We start from the raw sequence: 19,761 nt of genomic DNA on the forward strand, positions 1-19,761 counted from the left end.
CAGCCTGTGCGGCATGGAAGCGAACACCGGGAAAGCACCGCACACACCCTCCGTCGGCAGCACCCCACCCTCGCGCGCCCTGGCCACCGAAGCGGTGCACGCAGGGCGGGACGATCTGGCCGAAATGGGCCTGCACGCCCCGCCGATCGACCTCTCCACGACCTACCCCTCCCGTGACAGCAGGGCCGAGGCCGCCCGCATCGACGCCTTCGCCGCCGAAGGGGTCGTCGACGACGGGCCGCCGGTCTACGCACGGCTCGGCAATCCGACCGTCGCCCGCTTCGAGACCGCCCTCGCCCGGCTCGAAGGCACCGAGAGCGCGGTCGCCTTCGCCAGCGGCATGGCGGCGCTGACCGCGGTGCTTCTCGTACGGGGATCAGCGCGCCTGCGCCATGTCGTGGCCGTCCGGCCGCTGTACGGCTGCAGCGACCACCTGCTCACCGCGGGGCTCGTCGGCACGGAGGTGACCTGGGTCGACCCGGAGGGCATCGCCGACGCCATCCGCCCCGACACCGGTCTGGTGATGGTCGAGTCGCCCGCCAACCCCACCCTCGCCGAACTGGACCTGGCCGCGGTCGCCCGCGCCTGCGGCACGGTGCCGCTGCTCGCCGACAACACCTTCGCGACGCCCGTCCTGCAGCGGCCCGCCGAGAGCGGCGCCCGTCTGGTGCTGCACAGCGCCACCAAGTACCTGGGCGGGCACGGCGACGTACTCGGCGGAGTCGTCGCGTGCGACGAGGAGCTCGCGCGCGGCCTGCGCCAGGTCCGGTTCGCCACCGGCGGGGTGCTGCATCCGCTCGCCGGATACCTGCTGCTGCGCGGCCTGGCCACGCTCCCGGTCCGGGTGCGCGCGGCTTCGGCGAACGCGGCGGAACTGGCCCGCCGCCTCGCCGCCGACCCGCGCGTGGACCGCGTCCACTATCCGCGGATGGGCGGCGCCATGGTCGCCTTCGAGGTGCACGGCGACCCGCACGGGGTGATCGCCGGTGTACGGCTGATCACCCCGGCGGTCAGCCTCGGCAGCGTCGACTCGCTCATCCAGCACCCGGCGTCCATCAGCCACCGCGTGGTGGACGCGCAGGACCGGCGCTCGGCCGGGGTCAGCGACCGGCTGCTGCGCATGTCGTGCGGTCTCGAGGACGTCGAGGACCTGTGGCACGACCTGGACCGGGCGCTGGGCCCCGTGCCGGTCGCCGTCCCCGCTCCGGCGGCCGTCGGGACCGTCAGCGCTCCGCCTGCTGAGCATGTCCGAGGCGCTCTTCAGGGCGCTGCGCGTGGTCGTACGGCAGCCGCGAACTGACCGGCGTCGCGTCCAGGCGGGCCGTGATCACCAGCGTGCCCTCCTCGATCTGGTAGTCGAGCGGCAGGCCGAGCCCGCGCATCGCGGCCACCATGCCGGTGTTGGACGCCTGCGTCACGGCGTACACGCTCTCGCAGCCCGCCTCTACCGCCATCGTCACCAGTCGGCCGAGCAGTTGGCTGCCGATGCCGCGGCGCTGCCACTCGTCCTCGACCAGCAGCGCGACCTCGGTCTCGTCGCCGTCCCACAGGAGGTGGCCGATGCCGACGATCCGCCCGGACGCGGTGCGCACCGCGAGCGTGCGCCCGAACCGGGGGCTGAGGAGGTGGTTGAGGTAGCGGTCGGCGTCGTGCACCGGGCCGTGGTAGCGCTTGTCCAGCGTGCGGGGCGAGCAGCGCTCGTGCATGGCCTTGGCGGCCTCGATGTCGGCCGTGTCGGCACGCCGCACCGTGATGGAGTTGCCCTCGGGGAGCGTCAGGACGTCCTGGCTGTGCGGGATGCGCGGGCCGAGCCGCGTGTCGAGCTCCACGAGGGCCCGTGCGCGGGCGAACTCCGTGGGGGTGAACGGCAGATAGGGGCGCTCCACGGTGATGACCTCACCGTCGGGGCCCTTCAGCCGCAGCACCGTGCCTTCGAGCACGCCGTCCACCGGGGTTGCCTCCGACGGTGCGGCCGCGTCCCCGCGGGTTCCCGTGCGCGAGGTGGCGGGCAGCGAGCGGATGGTGCAGCGGCCCAGGAGGTGCCGCAGGGCCAGGGGGAGTTCGGCCGCGTCGAGCGCGGTGCGGGTGGCCAGGCCGAGGATCCGGGTCGGGGCATCCACCAGGTCATGGGCGTCGGCGCGCTCGATCCAGGTGCCCGCGCCGCCCGCCTGCGCGATCGACCGGCTGATGGCGGCACCGGAGAGCTCCGCGGGCGCCCGCAGCAGGAACTCGTCGACGGTGCCCTCGGCCAGTGGGTGCGCCTGGAGGCTGAGGATGTCGATCCGGTGCTCGGCGAGCGTCACGCACAGCGCGGCCAGCGATCCCGGCTCGTCCCGCACGGTCGTGCGCATCCGCCAGAGGGTGGTCTCGCCGGGGAGTGCCGAGGATGCCTCGGTCGCGGGGGAGGTCGTGGTGGGCCCGGCCTGCTCCGCGTCCGCGGGCGGCCGGGCGGCGGTATCGTGCGCGGGCGGCGGGGCGTGGTCGTGCCTCCTGGCCCACCAGATGTGGAAGCCTGCCGTGGCGAGCAGCACCACGGCAGACACCACCAGCAGGGCGGGCCCGTCGGGGCCGTGCCCCACCGTGTTCGCGACGGCGTCGGCCACCGCGACGGCGGTGAACAGGGCCGCCAGTTCGACCACGTCGCGCCGCCAGTGATGAACGGGGCGTCCGTGCTTGGTCCGTGTCACGTCAGACATGTCAGCTCGCATACGTTCACTGTGCTTGACCGGTGTTTCGTGATCACGAACGTCCTGTGACTGATGGGTAAAGAGGTCATCTGCCCCTTTGGCGGCAATTTCGCAGGCGCCGCCCGCGACGCGTCACCGGCAGCCGCTCACTGCCCCACCCGGCCCGGCTGCAGCACCTTCGAGAACAGCACCCCGCCGCCCTCCTGCCGCAGCCGCACCGTCAACTCACCGCTGCCGCCGTCGATGTCGACCTCCCCGAAGTACTGCGGAGTCTCCGCGGGAGAGGTGTTCGCCCGGCTCGGGGCCTTGATGAACTTCTGCTCGGGGCCGAACGTCGCGTCGAGCTTCGCCGCGGGGAAGCCGCCCGCGGCCAGCGGCCCGGACACGAACTCCCAGAACGGCGCGAAGTCCTTGAACGCCGCGCGCGACGGGTCGTAGTGCTGCGCGGAGGTGTAGTGCACGTCGGCGGTCAGCCATACCGTGCCCGTGACCTTGCGGTGCTTGATGTGCCGCAGCAGTTCGGCGATCTGCAGCTCTCGGCCCAGCGGCGCGCCGGGATCGCCCTGCGCCACGGCCTCGAAGTTCTCCCTGCCGTCGGCCACGACGAGGCCGAGCGGCATGTCGGAGGCGATCACCTTCCACACGGCCCGCGAGCGGGACAGCTCGCGCTTGAGCCAGGCCAGCTGCCGGGCGCCGAGGATGCCGGTGGCGTCGTCGGGCTGCCTGCCGGGGGAGTTGGCGTTGCGGTAGGTGCGCATGTCGAGGACGAACACGTCCAGGAGCGGTCCGTGCCGCAGCACCCGGTACACCCGGCCGTCCTCGTCGCCCGGCGGCAGGGTCGAGACGGGGAAGTACTCGCTGAACGCCCGCAGCGAGCGCTCCGCGAGGACGTCCACGTTCTTCTCCGTGTACCGCGCGTCCGCCAGGATCTGCCCCGGATACCAGTTGTTGTGCACCTCGTGGTCGTCCCACTGGACGATCGACGGCACCTGGGCGTTGAACCGCCGCAGGTTCTCGTCGAGCAGGTTGTAGCGGAACGCGCCGCGGAACTCCCCGAGGGTCTCGGCGACCTTGGACTTCTCCTCCGTCGTGACGTTCCGCCACACGCTGCCGTCGGGCAGCGTGACGCTGGGCAGGATGGGCCCGTCGGCGTAGATGTTGTCACCGCTGCACAGGAAGAAGTCCGGGTCCCTGCGGCGCATCTCCTCGAAGATGCGGTAGCCGCCGCGGTCCGGGTTGATGCCCCAGCCCTGGCCCGCGATGTCACCCGACCACAGGAAGCGGACGTCCTGCTTGCGGCCCTTCGGCGCGGTGCGGAACGTGCCGGGGACCGGCTTCCCCGTACGGCGCGGGTCGTCCGGGTCGGCGAGCAGCACCCGGTAGTGGATCTGCTCTCCCGAGGGCAGCCCGCGCAGCCGCGTCGTCCCCGTGAAGTCCGTGTCCGGGCCGAGCAGCGGGCCGCGCCACCGCTGGGGGTTGCGGAACGACTCGGTGGCGGACGTCTCCACGATCATCCGGGCGGGCCGGTCGGACCGGACCCACACGAGCCCCGAGTGCGCCGTCACGTCTCCGGCCTGTACGCCCCACCCGGCCTTCGGACGGCCCGAGAGGGCGAGCGAAGGAGCTGCCCCGGCCAGCGCGGGCACGGCGAGCGCCGCCGGTACGGCGAGCGATCCGCGCAGCACGCTGCGGCGACGGGGGGACGGACTCGGCTGACGTTGCGACATGAATGCGCCTCCAGTTGACGGGTGCGACCAGTGTGCGGGTGCCCGGGCGGTACCGCGCCACAGCGCCCACGCGAAGCACAAGTGAACAACTCACCACAGGCGTGGGGGAACCGCCGCGCGGGCACTGTCTAGGCTCTTGCCCGCAGGCGGGCCGACCGGCGCGCCGCACCAGAGGGGGAGTCCCGTGCCGTTCAGCGGTCAGAGCCACATCCGCATCGCCCGCCCGTCCCGCGACCTCGCGGCAGCCGAGCGGTTCTGGGTCGACGGACTCGGCCTCGGCGTCCTGTACCGGGCCGAGGGCGGCGGCGCCCCCGGCGAGCACGATCTCCTGATGGTGGGCCGTCCGGACGCCTCGTGGCACCTGGAGCTCGTCCACGAGGCGTCCGCGCCCGTCCTGCCGCGCCCCACCGAGGAGGACCTGCTCGTCATCTACCTCGACGGAGAGGTGCCCGAAGAGCTGGTGGCACGGCTGGAGGGGCACGGCGGCAAGCGGGTTCAGTCGCCGAACCCGTACTGGAACGAGTGGGGCGTCACCGTCGAGGACCCCGACGGCTACCGTCTGGTGCTCTCCACGCGCGCGTGGACCAACGGCTGAGCCGCCCGCGCCGGGCGCCGGTCAGCGGCAGGTGTCGAGGATGACGCGGGCCACGAGCGCAGGGTCGTCGTTCATCGGCACGTGGCCGCAGCCCGGGAGCCGGACCAGCCGCGCGCCGGGGATGGTGTGCTTCGCGCGTATCCCCTGGCGGCGCAGGAGCAGCCGGTCCCGCGTGCCCCAGGCGACGGTGACCGGCACGCCCGTCAAATCGTCCTGGAAGAGGACATCGCGCCCGGCCGCCAGCGTCGCGTCGAACCCCGTGGCGTCGCGCAGCGCGAGCGTCTCCGCGACGACGGCCTCCGGGGAACGGCGCCAGGGGCGGGCGTAGATGGTGCTCGTCAGCGCCGTGCGCCCGGCCGCGCTGGTGGACAGCCGCTCGATCGCGGGACGCGGCAGTACACGTGCGCCTTGCCGCATCGCGAGCAGCGTCGTGAACGCGTACCGGCGCTCCGCGGGCGTCCAGAAACCGGCGGGGGAGAGCGCGGTGACGGAGCGGACCAGCTTCTCGCGGCCCAGCTCGAGGGCGAGCAGCCCGCCCAGGGAGTTGCCCGCCACGTGCGGACGCTCGATCCCCAGCGTCTCGCACAGCGCGCCGAGTGCCGGGACGACCGACGGCAGGCCGTACTCCATCGCGTCGGGCAGCGCGGGCGAACGGCCGAAGCCCGGCAGGTCCACCGCGATCACGTCGTGCTCGGCGGCCAGGATCTCGAGCACCGGATCCCAGGCCTGTCGGTGGTGGCCGATGCCGTGGAGCAGCAGCAGGGGCTCTCCGGCGCCCGCCCGTTCGTAGGAGATCGTCACGGTGTGCGGGCCACCGGGCGACGCGACACTGAAGGAGACCTCTGCGGCCATGACTGCTCCTGTCCCCGCCGCCGGGCGACGGCTCCTCAACACGATGGGCACGCGTTACGTTAGACACGCTGTCAGCAACAATTACCGCTCAGTAGGTCCCAGTTCAAGAGGGCGGTCGGCGGTGCTTGGGAAGGCCGGTCTCCGGAGGCGCCGAGTGTGCCGCGTGCCGCAGCCAAAGTGCCTGGACAGGCGCTGTTCCGTGGGCTGGGATAGAAGCGTGGCTACCGACAGCATGACCGACGTCTTCGAAGAGCACCGACCAGTCCTGATGGGCGTCGCCTACCGCATGCTCGGCCGGGTGGCCGACGCGGAGGACGTCGTCCAGGAGGCCTGGCTGCGCTGGTCGACGTCCGACCACGACCAAGTGCGCGAACCCCGCGCCTTCTTGGTGCGCGTCACCACCCGCCTCGCCATCGACCGCCTGCGCCACCTGCAGTCCCGGCGCGAGGCGTACGTGGGTCCCTGGCTCCCGGAGCCCTACGCCACCGAACTGGAGTCGTCCGTCCCGGACACCGCGGAGCGGGCCGTGCTCGCCGACTCGGTGTCCCTGGCGGTCCTCGTGGTCCTGGAGTCGCTCTCGCCGCTGGAACGTGCTGTGTTCGTGCTGCGCGAGGCCTTCGGGTTCCCCTTCGCCGAGATCGCGGTCACGCTCGACCGCACCGAGGCCTCCGTGCGCCAGCTCGCCGGGCGGGCCCGCAGGCACGTCGACGAGGGCAGGCCCCGCTACAAGGTCGACCCCGCCGAGCGCCGCGACCTGACCGAGCGCTTCCTCGCCGCGGCGACCGAGGGCGACCTGGACGGGCTGATGTCCCTCCTCGCGCCGGACGTCCGGCTGGTCGGCGACAGCGGCGGCAAGTCGAAGGCGCCGCTGCGCACCCTGCACTCCGCCGACAAGGTGGGCCGCTTCCTGCACAGCACCGCGGGCAAGGTGGCAAGGGCCGCGCGCGAGCTGGACGTCCGCTTCATCGAGGTGAACGGCGCGGAGTGCCTCTTCATCGTGGTCGACGGCAGGGCCGACTCCGTATTCCGGTTGGACGTCGCCGACGGCCTCATCCAGGACGTCTACATCGTCCGCAATCCGGACAAGCTCGCGTCGCTCGTTCCGTAGCGTCCCGGCCCCGCGCCGCCATCGGCGGCGCGTCGTAGCACTTCAGAGCCCCCGCCCCGGTTGGCGGGGGCTCAGTCGTGCGATCTTTGCCAGCCGTTCATGTGTGCCTGGCCGATTACGCCTGCTTGGCCCCGCGCGAACTCCGGATGAATGCTCTGTGGCATCGTCCCTGTGCAGGCTGTAACGGATCGAGGATTGGTCTTGACCAAGGGTGGGTGCAGGCCTATGGTCGCAGAGATAGTGCAGGAACCTTTAATAAACAAGGGCGCTAAAACGCCGCCGGTCACGGCGATTGCGGAGGACAGGGTGGGGACCACGCAGCTCGAAACGGTGCCGGAGCCGAAGTACTGGCATCTGAAGACCGTGCTCAGTGAGGCGCTCGACTCCGAATTTGCCGTGGGCGAGATCCTGCCGAACGAGCGCGATCTGGCCGCCCGCTTCGGTGTCGCCCGCGCCACTCTCCGGCAGGCCCTCGAACAGCTCGAACTCGAAGGCAGGCTGCAGCGCCGCCGCGGAGTGGGCACCACGGTCGCCCCGCCGCGGATGGGCGTGGCCGTCGGATCCGCGCAGGGCACCTGGCCGGGCGCGGTCGGCGACGCCTGGCAGCCCGCGGACTGCGCTCCGGCGGTCCCGCCGGCCGACGTGGCCCGGATGCTGGAGACCGCCGCGGACGAGCAGGTGCACATGGTGCGCCGCACACGCGTGTCGAACGGCCAGCCCGTGGCCGCGGAGCTCCTCTTCGTACCCACGTCGTCGGTGGCCGAACTGACCGGCATGGACGCGCCGTCCGGCGCGGCACGCGCGCGCGTCGTCCTGCGCGAGCTCGCCAGGCTCGGCCTCGAAGGGCAGGACCGGGCCGTGGAGCTCGGCTCGGCCCGCGCGGACGACGCCAGGGCCCTCGACCGGCTCCCCGGAGCACCGGTGCTCGTCGTGACGACCCGCTTCTTCGCCGAGGGCCGCACGGCAGCGGTCTCCGTGGCCACCTACCGGGCGGACACCTGCCGCCTCACGTTCGGGGACTCCGGCGGGGTGGAGATCCACCACGACTCGGAGCGCCGCGCCTCCTGACTCCGCCCGGCCGAAGGGACCGTCACCGACGCGCGGTGACGGTCCCTTCGACGGCGAACAGCTGCTCCTCGACATGGTCGAGCGCCAGCCGCAGCGCTCCCGTCGACACGGACGCCTCGCCCAGCATCGACAGCGCGACCCGCGGCGGCCGCAGGCAGTAGCGCTCCAGCTCCCGGTGCAGGGGCTCAAGGACGCCGTCCAGACCCGCAGCCCAGCCGCCCACGACGACCAGCTCCGGATCGAGGGCGAGGACGAGAGCGGCCACGTCGTGCACGAGCCGCTGGATGAACCGCTCCACCGCGGCCTGCGCCCGCTCGTCACCCTCGCGCGCGTGCGCGAAGACCTCGGCGACGGCCTGCTCGTCCAAGGGGTGCAGCGGCTCGCCCGTGGTGGAGAGCAGCGTCTCCGGAGTGACCTCCCTGCCCAGCAGGTGCAGCGCGCCGATCTCGCCCGCGGCGCCGCCGTAGCCCCGGTGGAGCCGCCCGCCGATCAGCGACCCCGCCCCCGGGCTCAGCCCCGCGAGGACGAACACCACGTCATCCGTGTCGGCCGCCGCGCCCTGCCAGTGCTCGGCGACAGCCGCGGCGTTGGCGTCGTTCTCCACCAGGACCGGGCACTTGAACGACCTGCGCAGCCGCTCGCCCAGCTGAAGCCCCGTCCACTCGGGCAGCGCCGTGCTCAGCCGCACCGTGCCGTCCGCGTCCAGGATGCCCGGGCTGCCCACCCCGACGGCACGCAGCGAACTGCGGGCGATCCCGGCACGCCGCAGCAGATCGGCGACCACGGTCCGCAGACGTTCCAGCCTGTCGTCCGCGGACGCCTCCGCCGAGACACCCTTGGAGGCCGCTCCGAGCACCTTGCCGTCCAGGTCCGAGAGGACGGCGGCCACCCGGTGCGGACCGATCTCCAGGCCGAGCAGATGACCTGCCTCCGCCCGGAAGCGGAACTTCCGCGCAGGGCGGCCCTGGCGCCGTGCGCCGCCGTCCTCGGCCAGTGACTCCACCACGAGTCCGGCCTCGATGAGCCCCTCCACGACCCCCTCGACGGTGGGCCGGGAGAGCCCGGTCACGCGGGTGATCTCCGTGAGCGTCGCCAAGTCCACGGCACGCAGCGCGTGCAGCACCACCGCGGAGTTGATACGCCGCAACAGAGAGGGGTCCCCGCCACTCAGCTGCCCCAACGTCCGTCCTCCCAGCTCGTGCGCATGATGGCCGGATCGTACTCGCAGGACGGTACGGCGGCGAGTGCCGGGCCCGCCTGCGCCTCACACAGGTGCGTCATCCCGGCGAGACGAAACCGGATTCGTAGGCGGCGATGACCGCCTGCGTCCGGTCCCGCGCCCCCAGCTTCGCGAGGACGGCACTCACATGGGACTTGACCGTCTCGGTGCCCACGATCAGCCGGGCGGCGATCTCCGCGTTGGACAGGCCGCGTGCCATCAGCCGCAGCACGTCCGCCTCGCGCTCGGTCAGGGCCGCCTTCGCGAGCGTGTCCCTGGCCTGCGGATTGCCCCGCTCCGCGCCGTACTCGCCCGCCAGCTGCCGGACCGCAGCAGGGAAGAGCAGCGACTCGCCCTCGGCGACCAGCCGCACGGCGTGCACGATCTCCGCGGGCCTGGCCCGCTTCAGCAGGAACCCGTCGGCGCCCGCGCGCAGCGCCTCGTACACGTACTCGTCGTTCTCGAAGGTCGTCACCACCAGGATCTTCGGCGGATCCTGCACCGTGCGCAGCACCGCGCGGGTGGCCTCGATGCCGTCGAGCAGCGGCATGCGGACGTCCATGGCGACCACGTCGGGGCGCAGCTCGCGGACGAGGGGGATCACCGCAGCGCCGTCCGCCGCCTCGCCCACCACCCGGATGTCGGGCTGCGCCTCCAGGACGGCACGCAGGCCCGCGCGTACGAGGGGTTCGTCGTCGACGAGGAGCACGGTCACCGGCATCGGATCAGCCTAGATCACCGCAGGGGCAGCTCGACGTGCACCTGCCATTCGCCGTCGTGCGGTCCCGTGGTGGCCCGCCCGCCGAGCAGCGTCGCCCGCTCCCGGATGCCGCGCAGGCCGCTGCCGCCGCGCCCCGTGGAACTGGTCGCGCCCGGCAGCGCGTTGCGCACGTTCATCACCAGGCGGCCGTCGTCCACGGTGATGCGCAGGCGCACCGGCACGGGCCCGGAGTGGCGCAGGACGTTGGTCAGCGCCTCCTGGAGCATGCGGTAGCCCTCCCGGGAGACCGGGCCGGGCAGCCGCTCCACGGGCCCCGACACCTCCACGTCCACCTTCGCGCCCGACGCACGCGCCGACTGGAGCAGCCGGTCGGCGTCGGTGAGGGCCGGCCGTCCGCTCACGGGCTGCTCGTCCTCGCGCAGCACGCGCAGGACCCGCTCCAGGTCCTCCAGGGCGGCCCGCCCGGTCTCCTCGACCGCCTCCAGGGCCCGTGCGGTGAACTCCGGGTCGGATGCGGCCCTTGCGGCGCCCGCCTGGACGACGGCGACGGTCAGGGCATGACCTATGGAGTCGTGCAGTTCGCGTGCGATGCGGTTGCGTTCCAGGAGCTGTTCGGTGCGCTCCTCCATCACGGCGAGGCGTTCGGCGGGGGAGGGGCCGAGCAGGCGTTGGGCCACCACGGCCATCAGATGGCCCGCCGCCAGCAGTACGCCGAGCTCCGCCAGGACGAGCAGAAGGCTCAGCGGCGCCTTGATCCAGGCCGTGTCGGGCGGGGTGAGCAGCAGGCCGTCCGACTCCGGAGGCTGGTCGTTCGCGCCCGTCAAGGCGAAGACCATTCCAATGAGCTGGCCCGTCAGATGAACCAGGGCGATGCCCAGCTCCAGGCGGAACACCAGCCAGACGGCGGTCCGTACCCGGTCACGCCAGGAGGCGGAAGGGGCCACGGAGATGCCGGGCTCCTCGATCTCACCACCCGGCACGCGCGCGTGCTGACCGGGAAACAGCATCATCCTGGCCTGCAGCCCCTCGGCCCTGCGCATGACGGGCACCATGGCAGCGAGCACCAGCAGGGGGACGGGGGTGACCCCGACGAGCACCCAGTCGGCGTACGAGGGCTCGGAGAGCCCCGGATAGATCGAGGCGCACACCCACGCAATGGCCGACCCCAGGAACATGTGCAGCCAGCGCGTGTAGGTGACCGCGCGCGTCAGGGGTCTCAGGAAGCCGGGCATTCCGTCATCGTGCCAGGCCACCCGCACCGCACGACTCCCCCGTGAGGGGGAGACGATCTCCCCGGGCGGGGGAAGCCCAGGCGGCACGCCAACGGCCAGGCTGATGCCCATGACCAGCATCGACGTCAAAGACCTGACCAAGGAGTACGGCACGACCCGCGCCGTGGACGCCCTCACGTTCAGCGTCCGCCCCGGCCGGGTCACCGGATTCCTCGGCCCCAACGGCGCCGGCAAGTCGACCACCATGCGACTCGTCCTGGGCCTGGACCGCCCCACCTCGGGCACGGCCACGGTGGGCGGCCGCCCCTACACCGAACTCGCCGAACCCCTGCGCCACGTCGGGGCGCTCCTCGACGCCCAGGCGGCCCACGGCTCGCGCACCGCACGCAACCATCTCCTCGCCCTCGCGGTCAGCAACCGCATCCCCGCGCGGCGGGTGGACGAGGTCCTGGACGAGTCGGGTCTCGCCTCCGTGGCGGGGCGCAGGATCAAGACGTTCTCGCTGGGCATGCGGCAACGCCTCGGCATCGCCGCCGCGCTCCTGGGCGATCCCGAGGTCGTGATGCTGGACGAGCCCTCCAACGGTCTGGATCCCGAAGGCATCATCTGGATCCGCGAGTTGCTGCGCCGCCTGGCCGAGGAGGGCCGCACGGTGCTCGTCTCCAGCCACCTCATGAACGAGACCGCGACCTTCGCCGACCACCTCGTGGTCCTGGGCCGCGGCAGGCTGCTCGCGGACGACCCCATGACCGCGTTCATCGCGTCGCACAGCCAGGCGCGGGTCCGCGTGCGCACGACGGACCCCGACCGCCTCCGTGAACTGCTGTCCGGCCAGGGGTACGTCCTCGGGGAGCCGGTCGACGGCCGCTGGACGGTCGACGGGGCGAAGGCGGAGGAGATCGGCGCGATCGCCTCGGGCGCCGGGGTCCAGGTGCTCGAACTCGCCGACGAACAGACCTCCCTGGAACAGGCATATCTCGCCCTGACGGCCGACGAGGCCGAGTTCAGGGCACCCACCGGCACCGCGTCCCGCACCCGTCAGGAGGCCTGATCATGGCGAACTCCGCCGTACTGCCCGTCACCCACGCAGAGTGGATCAAGATCAAGTCGCTGCGGTCGAGCCTGGTCTCGCTCGTCATCGTCTTCGTGGCGACCATCGCCATCACCGCACTGGCCTTCGCGACCGTCGGTCAGGCCGAGGCGGACAACGCCGACGCGGAACCGCTCTTCGACGCCTTCTACGCCTTCAACTTCGGCCAGATCGCGGCGATCAGCTTCGGGACGACCGCCGTCTCCTCCGAGTACACGAGCGGTGCCCTGCGGATCTCGCTCGCGGCCGTACCGCGCAGGGGGCTCTTCTACGGCTCCAAGATGCTGGTCATCGGCGGCCTCGCCCTGCTCGCCGGACTCGTCACCAGCTTCGCCACCTTCCTGACCAGCCAGGCCTTCATGGGGGACTACGCGATCGGGCTCGGCCACCCGGGCGCCGTAAGGGCCTGCGTCGGTGGAGGCATCTACCTGGCGCTGATGGCGCTCCTCGCGGCGGGCCTGACGGCCGTGCTGCGCAGCGGGGTCGCCGTGCTCAGCATCCTCATCCCCTTCACGCTCATCGTCTCGTTCGTGGTCGGCGACGTCGCGGACGGTGCCGCCGGATTCCTGCCGGACAAGGCGGGACAGCAGGTGCTGCACGAGAACCCGACCGGAAGCGTCGGCCCCTTGTCCGGGCTCGCGGTGACCGCGGCGTGGACGGCCGTCGTGCTGCTCGCCGGTTGGTGGGCGGTGCGCCGCCGCGACGCGTGACGCGCAGCGTGACGCACGGCGCATGACGCGTTGTCAGTGGCGCCCGCTTTACTGGACGTCATGAGCAGCGCACAGCATCTCGCCGCGATCGACCTGCTGCGCTCCCGGGACTTCCCCGCGGAGCACGGCAGGTCCGAGCGCGGCTTTGAGGGGCCCGGGTTCCACATCGCGGAGTTACTGACGAGTGAGACGTTCTGGGAGGACGACGGCACGCGGTGGCAGCTCATCGAGGAGCAGTACGACGCGGAGCGCGACGCCCTGACCGTGCTCCTCGCCGACCGCTGGGGGCCACCGCAGAAGTTCAGCCTGGCGAGCCTCTTCGAGCGCACCGTGGCGGTGGACTTCGGCGACGCGGATGAGGAGATACCGGAGCCGTGGGCCCAGTTGAGCTCCTGCGTGCCGGACCTCCACCTGTGGCGGGCGGACGGACGCTGGATAGCTCTCGGCGTCGCCCAGTGGGACAAGGAACAGCCGTTCCAACTGCTCGCCGTGGTCACGGAGACGGACCCGCCCTGAGGCGACGACGAGTGAAGTCCGTCAGATGAGGCCGAGCGATACCGCGCCCGTCGGCTCGAAGAAGCGGGCCACGTCCGCGTCCGTCACTCCGGAGAGCTCCGAGGGCGACCAGCGCGGCCTGCGGTCCTTGTCGACGACCTGGGCCCGGATGCCCTCCGGCAGGTCGGGCGAGCTCAGCGCGGCACAGGACACGCGGTACTCCTGTTCGAGGACCGCTTCCAGGGTGGGCAGCGCACGCGCCCGGCGCAGCGCGGCCAGCGTGACCTTCAGGGACGTCGGGGACTTCGCCAGGATCGTCTCGGCCGCCTCCTTCGCGTGCCGGTCACCACTGGCGTGCAGCCGGTCCACGATCTCCTCGACGGAATCCGCGGCGTAGCAGTGGTCGATCCACTCACGGTGGGCCGCCAGCTCACCGGCCGGTGCCGCGGCCGCGAACTCCCGCACCACATCCATCACGTGCGCGTCGGCGAGCGCCCCGGTGAACTCCGCCAGCCGCTCCGACGGCACGTAGTGGTCCGCAAGGCCGCACAGCAGCGCGTCGCCCGCGCCCACCGGCGTCCCCGTCAGCGCGAGATGCGTGCCGAGCTCACCGGGCGTCCGCGTCAGCAGATACGTGCCGCCCACATCGGGCACGAAGCCGATGCCGGTCTCCGGCATCGCCACCTTGGACCGCTCGGTGACCACCCGCACCCCGCCGTGCGCCGAGACGCCGACACCGCCGCCCATCACGATGCCGTCCATGACGGCCACGTACGGCTTCGGGAAACGGGCGATGCGCGCATTGAGGAGGTACTCGTCGTGCCAGAACGCGGCCGACGCCGCCACGCCGCCCGCGCGGACGTCGTCGTGGATGGAGCGGATGTCGCCGCCCGCGCACAGCCCGCGCTCCCCGGCGCCGGTGAGCACCACCGTCGCCACCGACTCGTCCCGCTCCCAGGCGTCCAGGGCGTCCGCCATGATCCGGACCATGGGGTGGTTCAGGGCGTTGATGGCCCGGGGCCGGTTCAGGACGATGTGCCCGGCGCGGCCTTCCTGACGGAGCAGGACGGGGGAGTCGGCGACGGTGTCGGCGGGGGCGTCGGGCGTGGCGTTCATGGTGCGGGTGGCTCCGTTCACGTGGGGCGCGGTCAGGGGCGGTCGCCCTGGAAGGCGTCGAGGATCTGCTCGGCGGCGGACGTGGCCGTCAGGGTGCCTTCCCGGACGCGCTGTTCGAGGCCGGGGGAGAGCCGCTGCACCTCCGCGTGGCCGCGCAGCCTGCCCAGGAGTTCGTCCCGCACCATCGACCAGGTCCAGTCGACCTGCTGGTCACGGCGCTTGGCGGCGAGGCGCCCCGCCGAGTCCAGGAGCGAGCGGTGCTGCTCGATCCGCTCCCAGAGGGTGTCGAGGCCGCTCGACTCGCGGGCGCTGCAGGTCAGCACGGGCGGGGTCCATGCGGCGTCCGCCGGATGCATGAGGCGCAGGGCGCCCGCCAGTTCCCGGGCGGCCGAGCGCGCGTCCCGCTCGTGGGGCCCGTCCGCCTTGTTCACGGCGATGACGTCGGCGAGTTCCAGTACGCCCTTCTTGATGCCCTGCAACTGGTCACCGGTGCGGGCGAGGGTCAGCAGCAGGAACGTGTCGACCATGTTCGCGACCGCCGTCTCCGACTGCCCGACGCCCACGGTCTCCACGAGCACCACGTCGTACCCCGCCGCCTCCATCACCACGATCGACTCGCGCGTCGCCTTGGCGACCCCGCCGAGCGTCCCGGCGGAGGGAGACGGCCGTACGAAAGCGGCGGAATCCAGCGAGAGCCGCTCCATCCTGGTCTTGTCGCCCAGGATGGAGCCGCCCGTACGCGTCGAGGACGGGTCGACCGCGAGCACCGCGACCCGGTGCCCCAGCGAGGTGAGCATCGTGCCGAGCGCGTCGATGAACGTGGACTTGCCCACGCCGGGTACCCCGCTGATGCCGACCCGCCGGGCCCGCCCGCTGTGCGGGAGGAGCTCGGTCAGCAACTGCTGTGCCAGCGCCCGGTGCTGCGGACGGGTCGACTCGACGAGGGTGATGGCCCGCGCGACGTACGCGCGCTTCCCGTCGAGGACGCCCTTCACATACGTATCGATGTCGATCTTCACAGCCATGGGGTCGCCACTCACCGGCTCACAGTTCGTGGCCGAGATCGGCCGCCAGACGCTTCACCAGGTCGAACGCCGCGTCGGGGATCACCGTGCCGGGCGGGAACACCGCCGTGGCGCCCGCGTCGTGCAGCGCCTCGATGTCCTGCGGCGGGATGACACCGCCCACGACGATCATGATGTCGTCGCGGCCCTCGGCGGCGAGCTCCTCGCGCAGCGCGGGCACGAGCGTGAGGTGACCGGCGGCCAGCGAGGAGACACCCACGATGTGCACGTCCGCCTCGACGGCCTGGCGCGCGACCTCCGCCGGGGTCTGGAACAGCGGGCCGACGTCGACGTCGAAGCCCAGGTCGGCGAAGGCGGTGGCGATGACCTTCTGGCCGCGGTCGTGGCCGTCCTGGCCCATCTTCGCGACCAGGATGCGCGGCCTGCGCCCCTCGGCCTCGCCGAAGGCGTCCACGAGCGTGCGGGTGCGCTCGACGGACGGGGACTGGCCTGCTTCGGTGCGGTACACACCGGAGATCGTACGGATCTGGCCCGCGTGCCGCCCGTACACGCTCTCCAGTGCGTCGGAGATCTCACCGACCGTGGCCTTCGCGCGGGCCGCGTCGACCGCGAGCGCGAGCAGGTTGCCCTCCAGGCCCTGGCCGGGGCCGCGCTCGGCGGCCGCGGTGAGCGCGCGCAGCGCGTCCTGACAGGCCGCCTCGTCGCGCTCCTCGCGCAGCCGCTTCAGCTTGGCGATCTGCTGGGCGCGCACCGAGGAGTTGTCGACCTTGAGGACGTCGATCTGCTCGTCGCTGTCCACCCGGTACTTGTTGACGCCGATGACGGGCTGGCGCCCCGAGTCGATGCGGGCCTGCGTACGGGCCGCGGCCTCCTCGACGCGCAGCTTCGGGATACCGGCGTCGATGGCCTGCGCCATGCCGCCCGCCGCCTCGACCTCCTCGATGTGCTGCCAGGCACGTCGGGCCAGGTCGTACGTGAGCTTCTCGACGTACGCGCTGCCGCCCCATGGATCGATGGTCCGGGTCGTCCCCGACTCCTGCTGGATCAGGAGCTGGGTGTTGCGGGCGATGCGCGCGGAGAAGTCGGTCGGCAGGGCGAGCGCCTCGTCCAGGGCGTTCGTGTGCAGGGACTGCGTGTGGCCCTGCGTCGCCGCCATCGCCTCGACACACGTGCGCGTGACGTTGTTGAACACGTCCTGAGCGGTCAGCGACCAGCCCGACGTCTGCGAATGGGTGCGCAGCGAAAGGGACTTGGCGTTCTTCGGGTCGAACTGCTTGACGAGCTTCGCCCAGAGCAGGCGCGCCGCGCGGAGCTTGGCGACCTCCATGAAGAAGTTCATGCCGATCGCCCAGAAGAAGGAGAGCCGCGGCGCGAACGCGTCCACGTCCAGGCCCGCCTCCTGGCCCGCGCGCAGGTACTCCACGCCGTCGGCGAGGGTGTACGCGAGCTCCAGGTCGGCCGTCGCACCGGCTTCCTGGATGTGATAGCCCGAGATGGAGATGGAGTTGTAGCGCGGCATCTTCTGCGAGGTGTACGCGAAGATGTCGGAGATGATCCGCATCGAGGGCTTCGGCGGATAGATGTAGGTGTTGCGGACCATGAACTCCTTGAGGATGTCGTTCTGGATGGTCCCGGCCAACTTCTCGGGCGGTACGCCCTGTTCCTCCGCCGCCACGATGTACAGCGCGAGGACCGGCAGCACCGCGCCGTTCATCGTCATCGACACCGTCATCTTGTCCAGCGGAATGCCGTCGAACAGCTGACGCATGTCGTAGATCGAGTCGATGGCGACGCCCGCCATGCCGACGTCACCGGTGACGCGCGGGTGGTCGCTGTCGTAGCCGCGGTGGGTCGGCAGGTCGAAGGCGACCGACAGGCCCTTCTGCCCGGCCGCGAGGTTGCGGCGGTAGAAGGCGTTGGACTCCTCGGCGGTGGAGAATCCCGCGTACTGCCGGATCGTCCAGGGCTGGTTCACGTACATCGTCGGGTACGGGCCGCGCAGATACGGCGCGACGCCCGGGTACGTCCCCAGGAAGTCGAGGCCCTCCGCGTCGGCCCCGGTGTACAGCGGCTTGACCGCGATGCCCTCGGGCGTCTCCCACAGCAGGTCCGCCTCTGACTTGCCCACGGACTCCTTCACGGCGGCGTGCCACTGCTCGGCCGATGGGGCCGGGCCGTCGGCCGGGCCCAGCTCGATGTCGTCGAACTCGGGGATCCGCATTACGCCACTCCCATGCGGTCGAGGGTGGAGGTGAGCACGGCGACCGCGTCGCAGCCGGCGAAGACGTACTCGTCGATGTCGGTGAACTCCCCGCGGCCCGCGAGGAACACGCGTAGCGCGCCCGCCGACTTCAGGGCCCGCGCGACCGCGTCGGCCTGCTCGGCGTAGAGCGCGTCGCTGGAGCAGACGCACGCCACCGTCGCCCCGCTCGCCGTGAACGCATCGGCGGCCGACTCCGCGTCCACCGACACCGGGTCGTGCACGGCCTCGACCCCGCCCGCCATGAAGAGGTTCGAGGCGAAGGTCGCCCGCGCGGTGTGCGCGGCGGCGGGGCCGAGCGCGGCGACGAACACCTTGGGGCGGGCGCCGGTCGCGTCGAGGTGGGCGTCCGAGCGGGCGCGCAGCTCCTCGTACGCTTCGTCGCGGCGCACCCGGGGCAGACCGCCCGTGTGTCCGGCGGGCGCGGGCTCGCGCTCGACCGTGCGCTCCGCGAGCAGCGGGAACTCACTGACGCCGGTGATCGGTTCGCGGCGCCGGGCCAGCTTCTTCTTGCGCTCGGCCCAGGTCGCGGCGATCCGGTCGCCGACCAGGCCGGAGCGCAGGGCCGCGGCCTGACCGTCCGCGCGCTCGATCTCCTTGAAGAACTCCCAGGCGGCGTGCGCCAGTTCGTCGGTGAGCCGCTCCACGTACCAGGAGCCGCCCGCCGGGTCGATGACGCGCGCCAGGTGCGACTCCTCAAGGAGGATCGTCGACGTGTTGCGGGCGATGCGGCGCGCGAACGCGTCCGGCAGACCGAGCTCGTGGTCGAACGGCAGGACGGTGACGGAGTTCGCGCCGCCCACGCCCGCGGCGAGACACGCCACGGTGGTCCGCAGCATGTTCACCCACGGGTCGCGGCGGGTCATCATCACCGGTGAGGTCACCGCGTGCTGGCGCTGCGCCCCGGCCGCCGGGACCCCGGACACCTCGGCGACGCGCGCCCAGAGGCGGCGCGCGGCGCGCAGCTTGGCGATGGTGAGGAACTGGTCGGCGGTGGCCGCGTACCTGAACTCCAGTTGCGCGAAGGCCTTGTCGACGCCGAGACCGGCGTCGTGGAGCGCGCGCAGGTACTCGACACCCGTGGCGAGCGAGGCGCCGAGCTCCTGCGCGGCGGAGGCGCCCGCCTCGTGGTACGGCAGGGCGTCCACGGTCAGGGCGCGCAGGCCGGGATGGCGCTCGCCGCACAGCCGGGCCAGTTCGGCGACGCCCTCGAAGGAGGTCACCTTCTCCCCGGTGCGGGCCTTGTGCCCGAGCGGGTCGGCGCCGAGCGTGCCGCGCACCGCGTCGTCGGCGACACCCGCGGCCGCGTACAGGCGCAGCAGCTCTCGGGCGGCGGGCTCGGTCTGGTCGCCCGCGTCGAGCGCGAGGGGCACCAGGTCGAGGTAGACGCCGTCGAGGGCCCGCTCTAGGCCGGAGACCGGCAGGCCTGCGGGGCCCGCGGTCAGCCAGAGGGAGGTGACGCCGTTCTCCAGGTCGGTGAGGACGGCTTCGTTGGTGCGCGCGGGGTCGGCGCTCGCGTACCGCTGCCGGACGTCCCAGCCACCCGGGGTGTTGCCCTCGGGAACGGACCCCCTGACGAACGGGGCGAAGCCGGGGAGACCGGCGTCGGGCGCGGCGTCGCGCGCGGTGTACAGGGGGCGGGTGGTGAGCCCGTCCTCGAGGGTGGTGGACAGCGCTTCCTCTGCGGCCGTGCCCGATACGTCCTTACCCGACTTGCGCAGCACGCCTTCCACAAGGCGGTGCCACTGCTCATGGGTCGCATCAGGGAACTCGGCGGCCAGCGAAAGCCCGTCGTCAGGCAGGACCGTCATGCCCCGATGCTAGGGCGCAACCCATGGCACGCGGTGCCATGAATG

Annotated in this window: 17 protein-coding genes; 7 read left to right on the forward strand and 10 right to left on the reverse strand. The window is 72.2% G+C overall.

Translation table 11 applies throughout. The features are described from left to right. Positions 1-13 precede the first annotated feature (13 nt). Positions 14-1,300 carry a trans-sulfuration enzyme family protein gene (locus tag AC068B_RS26950; RefSeq protein ID WP_478674221.1) on the forward strand — a complete coding sequence of 429 codons (1,287 nt, stop codon included), beginning with the start codon at positions 14-16 and terminating at the stop codon, positions 1,298-1,300. Here AC068B_RS26950 and AC068B_RS26955 read toward each other — a convergent pair. Continuing rightward, complete coding sequence (locus tag AC068B_RS26955) at positions 1,224-2,696, reverse strand: GNAT family N-acetyltransferase (protein ID WP_478674222.1); 1,473 nt, start codon at positions 2,694-2,696, stop codon at positions 1,224-1,226. The genes AC068B_RS26950 and AC068B_RS26955 overlap by 77 nt on opposite strands. A 137-nt stretch (positions 2,697-2,833) precedes the next feature. Then, positions 2,834-4,414 (reverse strand): alkaline phosphatase D family protein, encoded by a 1,581-nt coding sequence (locus AC068B_RS26960; RefSeq protein WP_478674223.1) that lies wholly within the window; start codon positions 4,412-4,414, stop codon positions 2,834-2,836. A 184-nt stretch (positions 4,415-4,598) separates the two neighbouring features. Between AC068B_RS26960 and AC068B_RS26965 the strand changes: the two genes are divergently transcribed. Continuing rightward, a complete protein-coding gene (locus tag AC068B_RS26965) occupies positions 4,599-5,009 on the forward strand; it encodes a VOC family protein (protein ID WP_478674224.1) in 411 nt (136 codons plus the stop codon). A 21-nt stretch (positions 5,010-5,030) separates the two neighbouring features. Here AC068B_RS26965 and AC068B_RS26970 read toward each other — a convergent pair whose 3' ends face one another. Next, positions 5,031-5,861, reverse strand: a complete 831-nt coding sequence (locus AC068B_RS26970) for an alpha/beta fold hydrolase (protein WP_478674225.1) — start codon at positions 5,859-5,861, stop codon at positions 5,031-5,033. Between the two features lie 217 nt (positions 5,862-6,078). Between AC068B_RS26970 and AC068B_RS26975 the strand changes: the two genes are divergently transcribed. Further along, positions 6,079-6,969 carry an RNA polymerase sigma-70 factor gene (locus tag AC068B_RS26975; RefSeq protein WP_478674226.1) on the forward strand — a complete coding sequence of 297 codons (891 nt, stop codon included), beginning with the start codon at positions 6,079-6,081 and terminating at the stop codon, positions 6,967-6,969. A 306-nt stretch (positions 6,970-7,275) separates the two neighbouring features. After that, positions 7,276-8,037 (forward strand): GntR family transcriptional regulator, encoded by a 762-nt coding sequence (locus AC068B_RS26980; protein WP_478674479.1) that lies wholly within the window; start codon positions 7,276-7,278, stop codon positions 8,035-8,037. Between the two features lie 22 nt (positions 8,038-8,059). On the opposite strand, the gene AC068B_RS26985 is transcribed toward AC068B_RS26980, so the two are convergent. From AC068B_RS26985 to AC068B_RS26995, 3 genes are all read right to left on the reverse strand, one after another. Continuing rightward, positions 8,060-9,217, reverse strand: a complete 1,158-nt coding sequence (locus AC068B_RS26985) for an ROK family transcriptional regulator (RefSeq protein ID WP_478674227.1) — start codon at positions 9,215-9,217, stop codon at positions 8,060-8,062. 97 nt (positions 9,218-9,314) lie between these two features. Continuing rightward, positions 9,315-9,977, reverse strand: coding sequence for a response regulator transcription factor (locus AC068B_RS26990; protein ID WP_356252595.1), 663 nt, complete (start codon positions 9,975-9,977; stop codon positions 9,315-9,317). A 14-nt stretch (positions 9,978-9,991) separates the two neighbouring features. Further along, the gene (locus AC068B_RS26995; protein ID WP_478674228.1) at positions 9,992-11,209 is read right to left on the reverse strand and encodes a sensor histidine kinase; all 1,218 of its coding nucleotides are present in this window, start codon (positions 11,207-11,209) and stop codon (positions 9,992-9,994) included. 109 nt (positions 11,210-11,318) lie between these two features. On the opposite strand from AC068B_RS26995, the gene AC068B_RS27000 reads away from it, so the two are divergent. Genes AC068B_RS27000 through AC068B_RS27010 form a run of 3 tightly spaced genes read left to right on the forward strand, consistent with a single transcriptional unit; the run spans position 11,319 to position 13,525 of the window. Continuing rightward, complete coding sequence (locus AC068B_RS27000; protein ID WP_478674229.1) at positions 11,319-12,260, forward strand: ABC transporter ATP-binding protein; 942 nt, start codon at positions 11,319-11,321, stop codon at positions 12,258-12,260. 2 nt (positions 12,261-12,262) lie between these two features. Next, positions 12,263-13,009 (forward strand): ABC transporter permease, encoded by a 747-nt coding sequence (locus tag AC068B_RS27005; protein ID WP_478674230.1) that lies wholly within the window; start codon positions 12,263-12,265, stop codon positions 13,007-13,009. Positions 13,010-13,069: 60 nt separating this feature from the next. Beyond that, a complete protein-coding gene (locus AC068B_RS27010) occupies positions 13,070-13,525 on the forward strand; it encodes a hypothetical protein (protein WP_478674231.1) in 456 nt (151 codons plus the stop codon). Between the two features lie 21 nt (positions 13,526-13,546). Here AC068B_RS27010 and AC068B_RS27015 read toward each other — a convergent pair whose 3' ends face one another. Genes AC068B_RS27015 through AC068B_RS27030 form a run of 4 tightly spaced genes read right to left on the reverse strand, consistent with a single transcriptional unit; the run spans position 13,547 to position 19,716 of the window. Next, positions 13,547-14,620 carry an enoyl-CoA hydratase/isomerase family protein gene (locus AC068B_RS27015; RefSeq protein WP_478674232.1) on the reverse strand — a complete coding sequence of 358 codons (1,074 nt, stop codon included), beginning with the start codon at positions 14,618-14,620 and terminating at the stop codon, positions 13,547-13,549. Positions 14,621-14,652: 32 nt separating this feature from the next. Then, positions 14,653-15,645 carry a methylmalonyl Co-A mutase-associated GTPase MeaB gene (meaB, locus tag AC068B_RS27020; RefSeq protein WP_478674233.1) on the reverse strand — a complete coding sequence of 331 codons (993 nt, stop codon included), beginning with the start codon at positions 15,643-15,645 and terminating at the stop codon, positions 14,653-14,655. Between the two features lie 19 nt (positions 15,646-15,664). Further along, the gene (scpA, locus tag AC068B_RS27025; RefSeq protein ID WP_478674234.1) at positions 15,665-17,866 is read right to left on the reverse strand and encodes a methylmalonyl-CoA mutase; all 2,202 of its coding nucleotides are present in this window, start codon (positions 17,864-17,866) and stop codon (positions 15,665-15,667) included. After that, positions 17,866-19,716 carry a methylmalonyl-CoA mutase family protein gene (locus AC068B_RS27030; protein WP_478674235.1) on the reverse strand — a complete coding sequence of 617 codons (1,851 nt, stop codon included), beginning with the start codon at positions 19,714-19,716 and terminating at the stop codon, positions 17,866-17,868. Before AC068B_RS27030 ends, scpA begins: the two co-directional genes overlap by 1 nt. Positions 19,717-19,761 lie beyond the last annotated feature (45 nt).

This window comes from Streptomyces sp. NPDC042371 (assembly GCF_056437465.1).

Coding starts and splice junctions, on each gene's coding strand:
- AC068B_RS26950 (WP_478674221.1), top strand. CDS start 14: ATGGAAGCGAACACCGGGAAAGCACCGCACACACCCTCCGTCGGCAGC.
- AC068B_RS26955 (WP_478674222.1), bottom strand. CDS start 2,696: ATGTCTGACGTGACACGGACCAAGCACGGACGCCCCGTTCATCACTGG.
- AC068B_RS26960 (WP_478674223.1), bottom strand. CDS start 4,414: ATGTCGCAACGTCAGCCGAGTCCGTCCCCCCGTCGCCGCAGCGTGCTG.
- AC068B_RS26970 (WP_478674225.1), bottom strand. CDS start 5,861: ATGGCCGCAGAGGTCTCCTTCAGTGTCGCGTCGCCCGGTGGCCCGCAC.
- AC068B_RS26990 (WP_356252595.1), bottom strand. CDS start 9,977: ATGCCGGTGACCGTGCTCCTCGTCGACGACGAACCCCTCGTACGCGCG.
- AC068B_RS26995 (WP_478674228.1), bottom strand. CDS start 11,209: ATGCCCGGCTTCCTGAGACCCCTGACGCGCGCGGTCACCTACACGCGC.
- AC068B_RS27000 (WP_478674229.1), top strand. CDS start 11,319: ATGACCAGCATCGACGTCAAAGACCTGACCAAGGAGTACGGCACGACC.
- AC068B_RS27005 (WP_478674230.1), top strand. CDS start 12,263: ATGGCGAACTCCGCCGTACTGCCCGTCACCCACGCAGAGTGGATCAAG.
- AC068B_RS27010 (WP_478674231.1), top strand. CDS start 13,070: ATGAGCAGCGCACAGCATCTCGCCGCGATCGACCTGCTGCGCTCCCGG.
- AC068B_RS27015 (WP_478674232.1), bottom strand. CDS start 14,620: ATGAACGCCACGCCCGACGCCCCCGCCGACACCGTCGCCGACTCCCCC.
- meaB (WP_478674233.1), bottom strand. CDS start 15,645: ATGGCTGTGAAGATCGACATCGATACGTATGTGAAGGGCGTCCTCGAC.
- scpA (WP_478674234.1), bottom strand. CDS start 17,866: ATGCGGATCCCCGAGTTCGACGACATCGAGCTGGGCCCGGCCGACGGC.
- AC068B_RS27030 (WP_478674235.1), bottom strand. CDS start 19,716: ATGACGGTCCTGCCTGACGACGGGCTTTCGCTGGCCGCCGAGTTCCCT.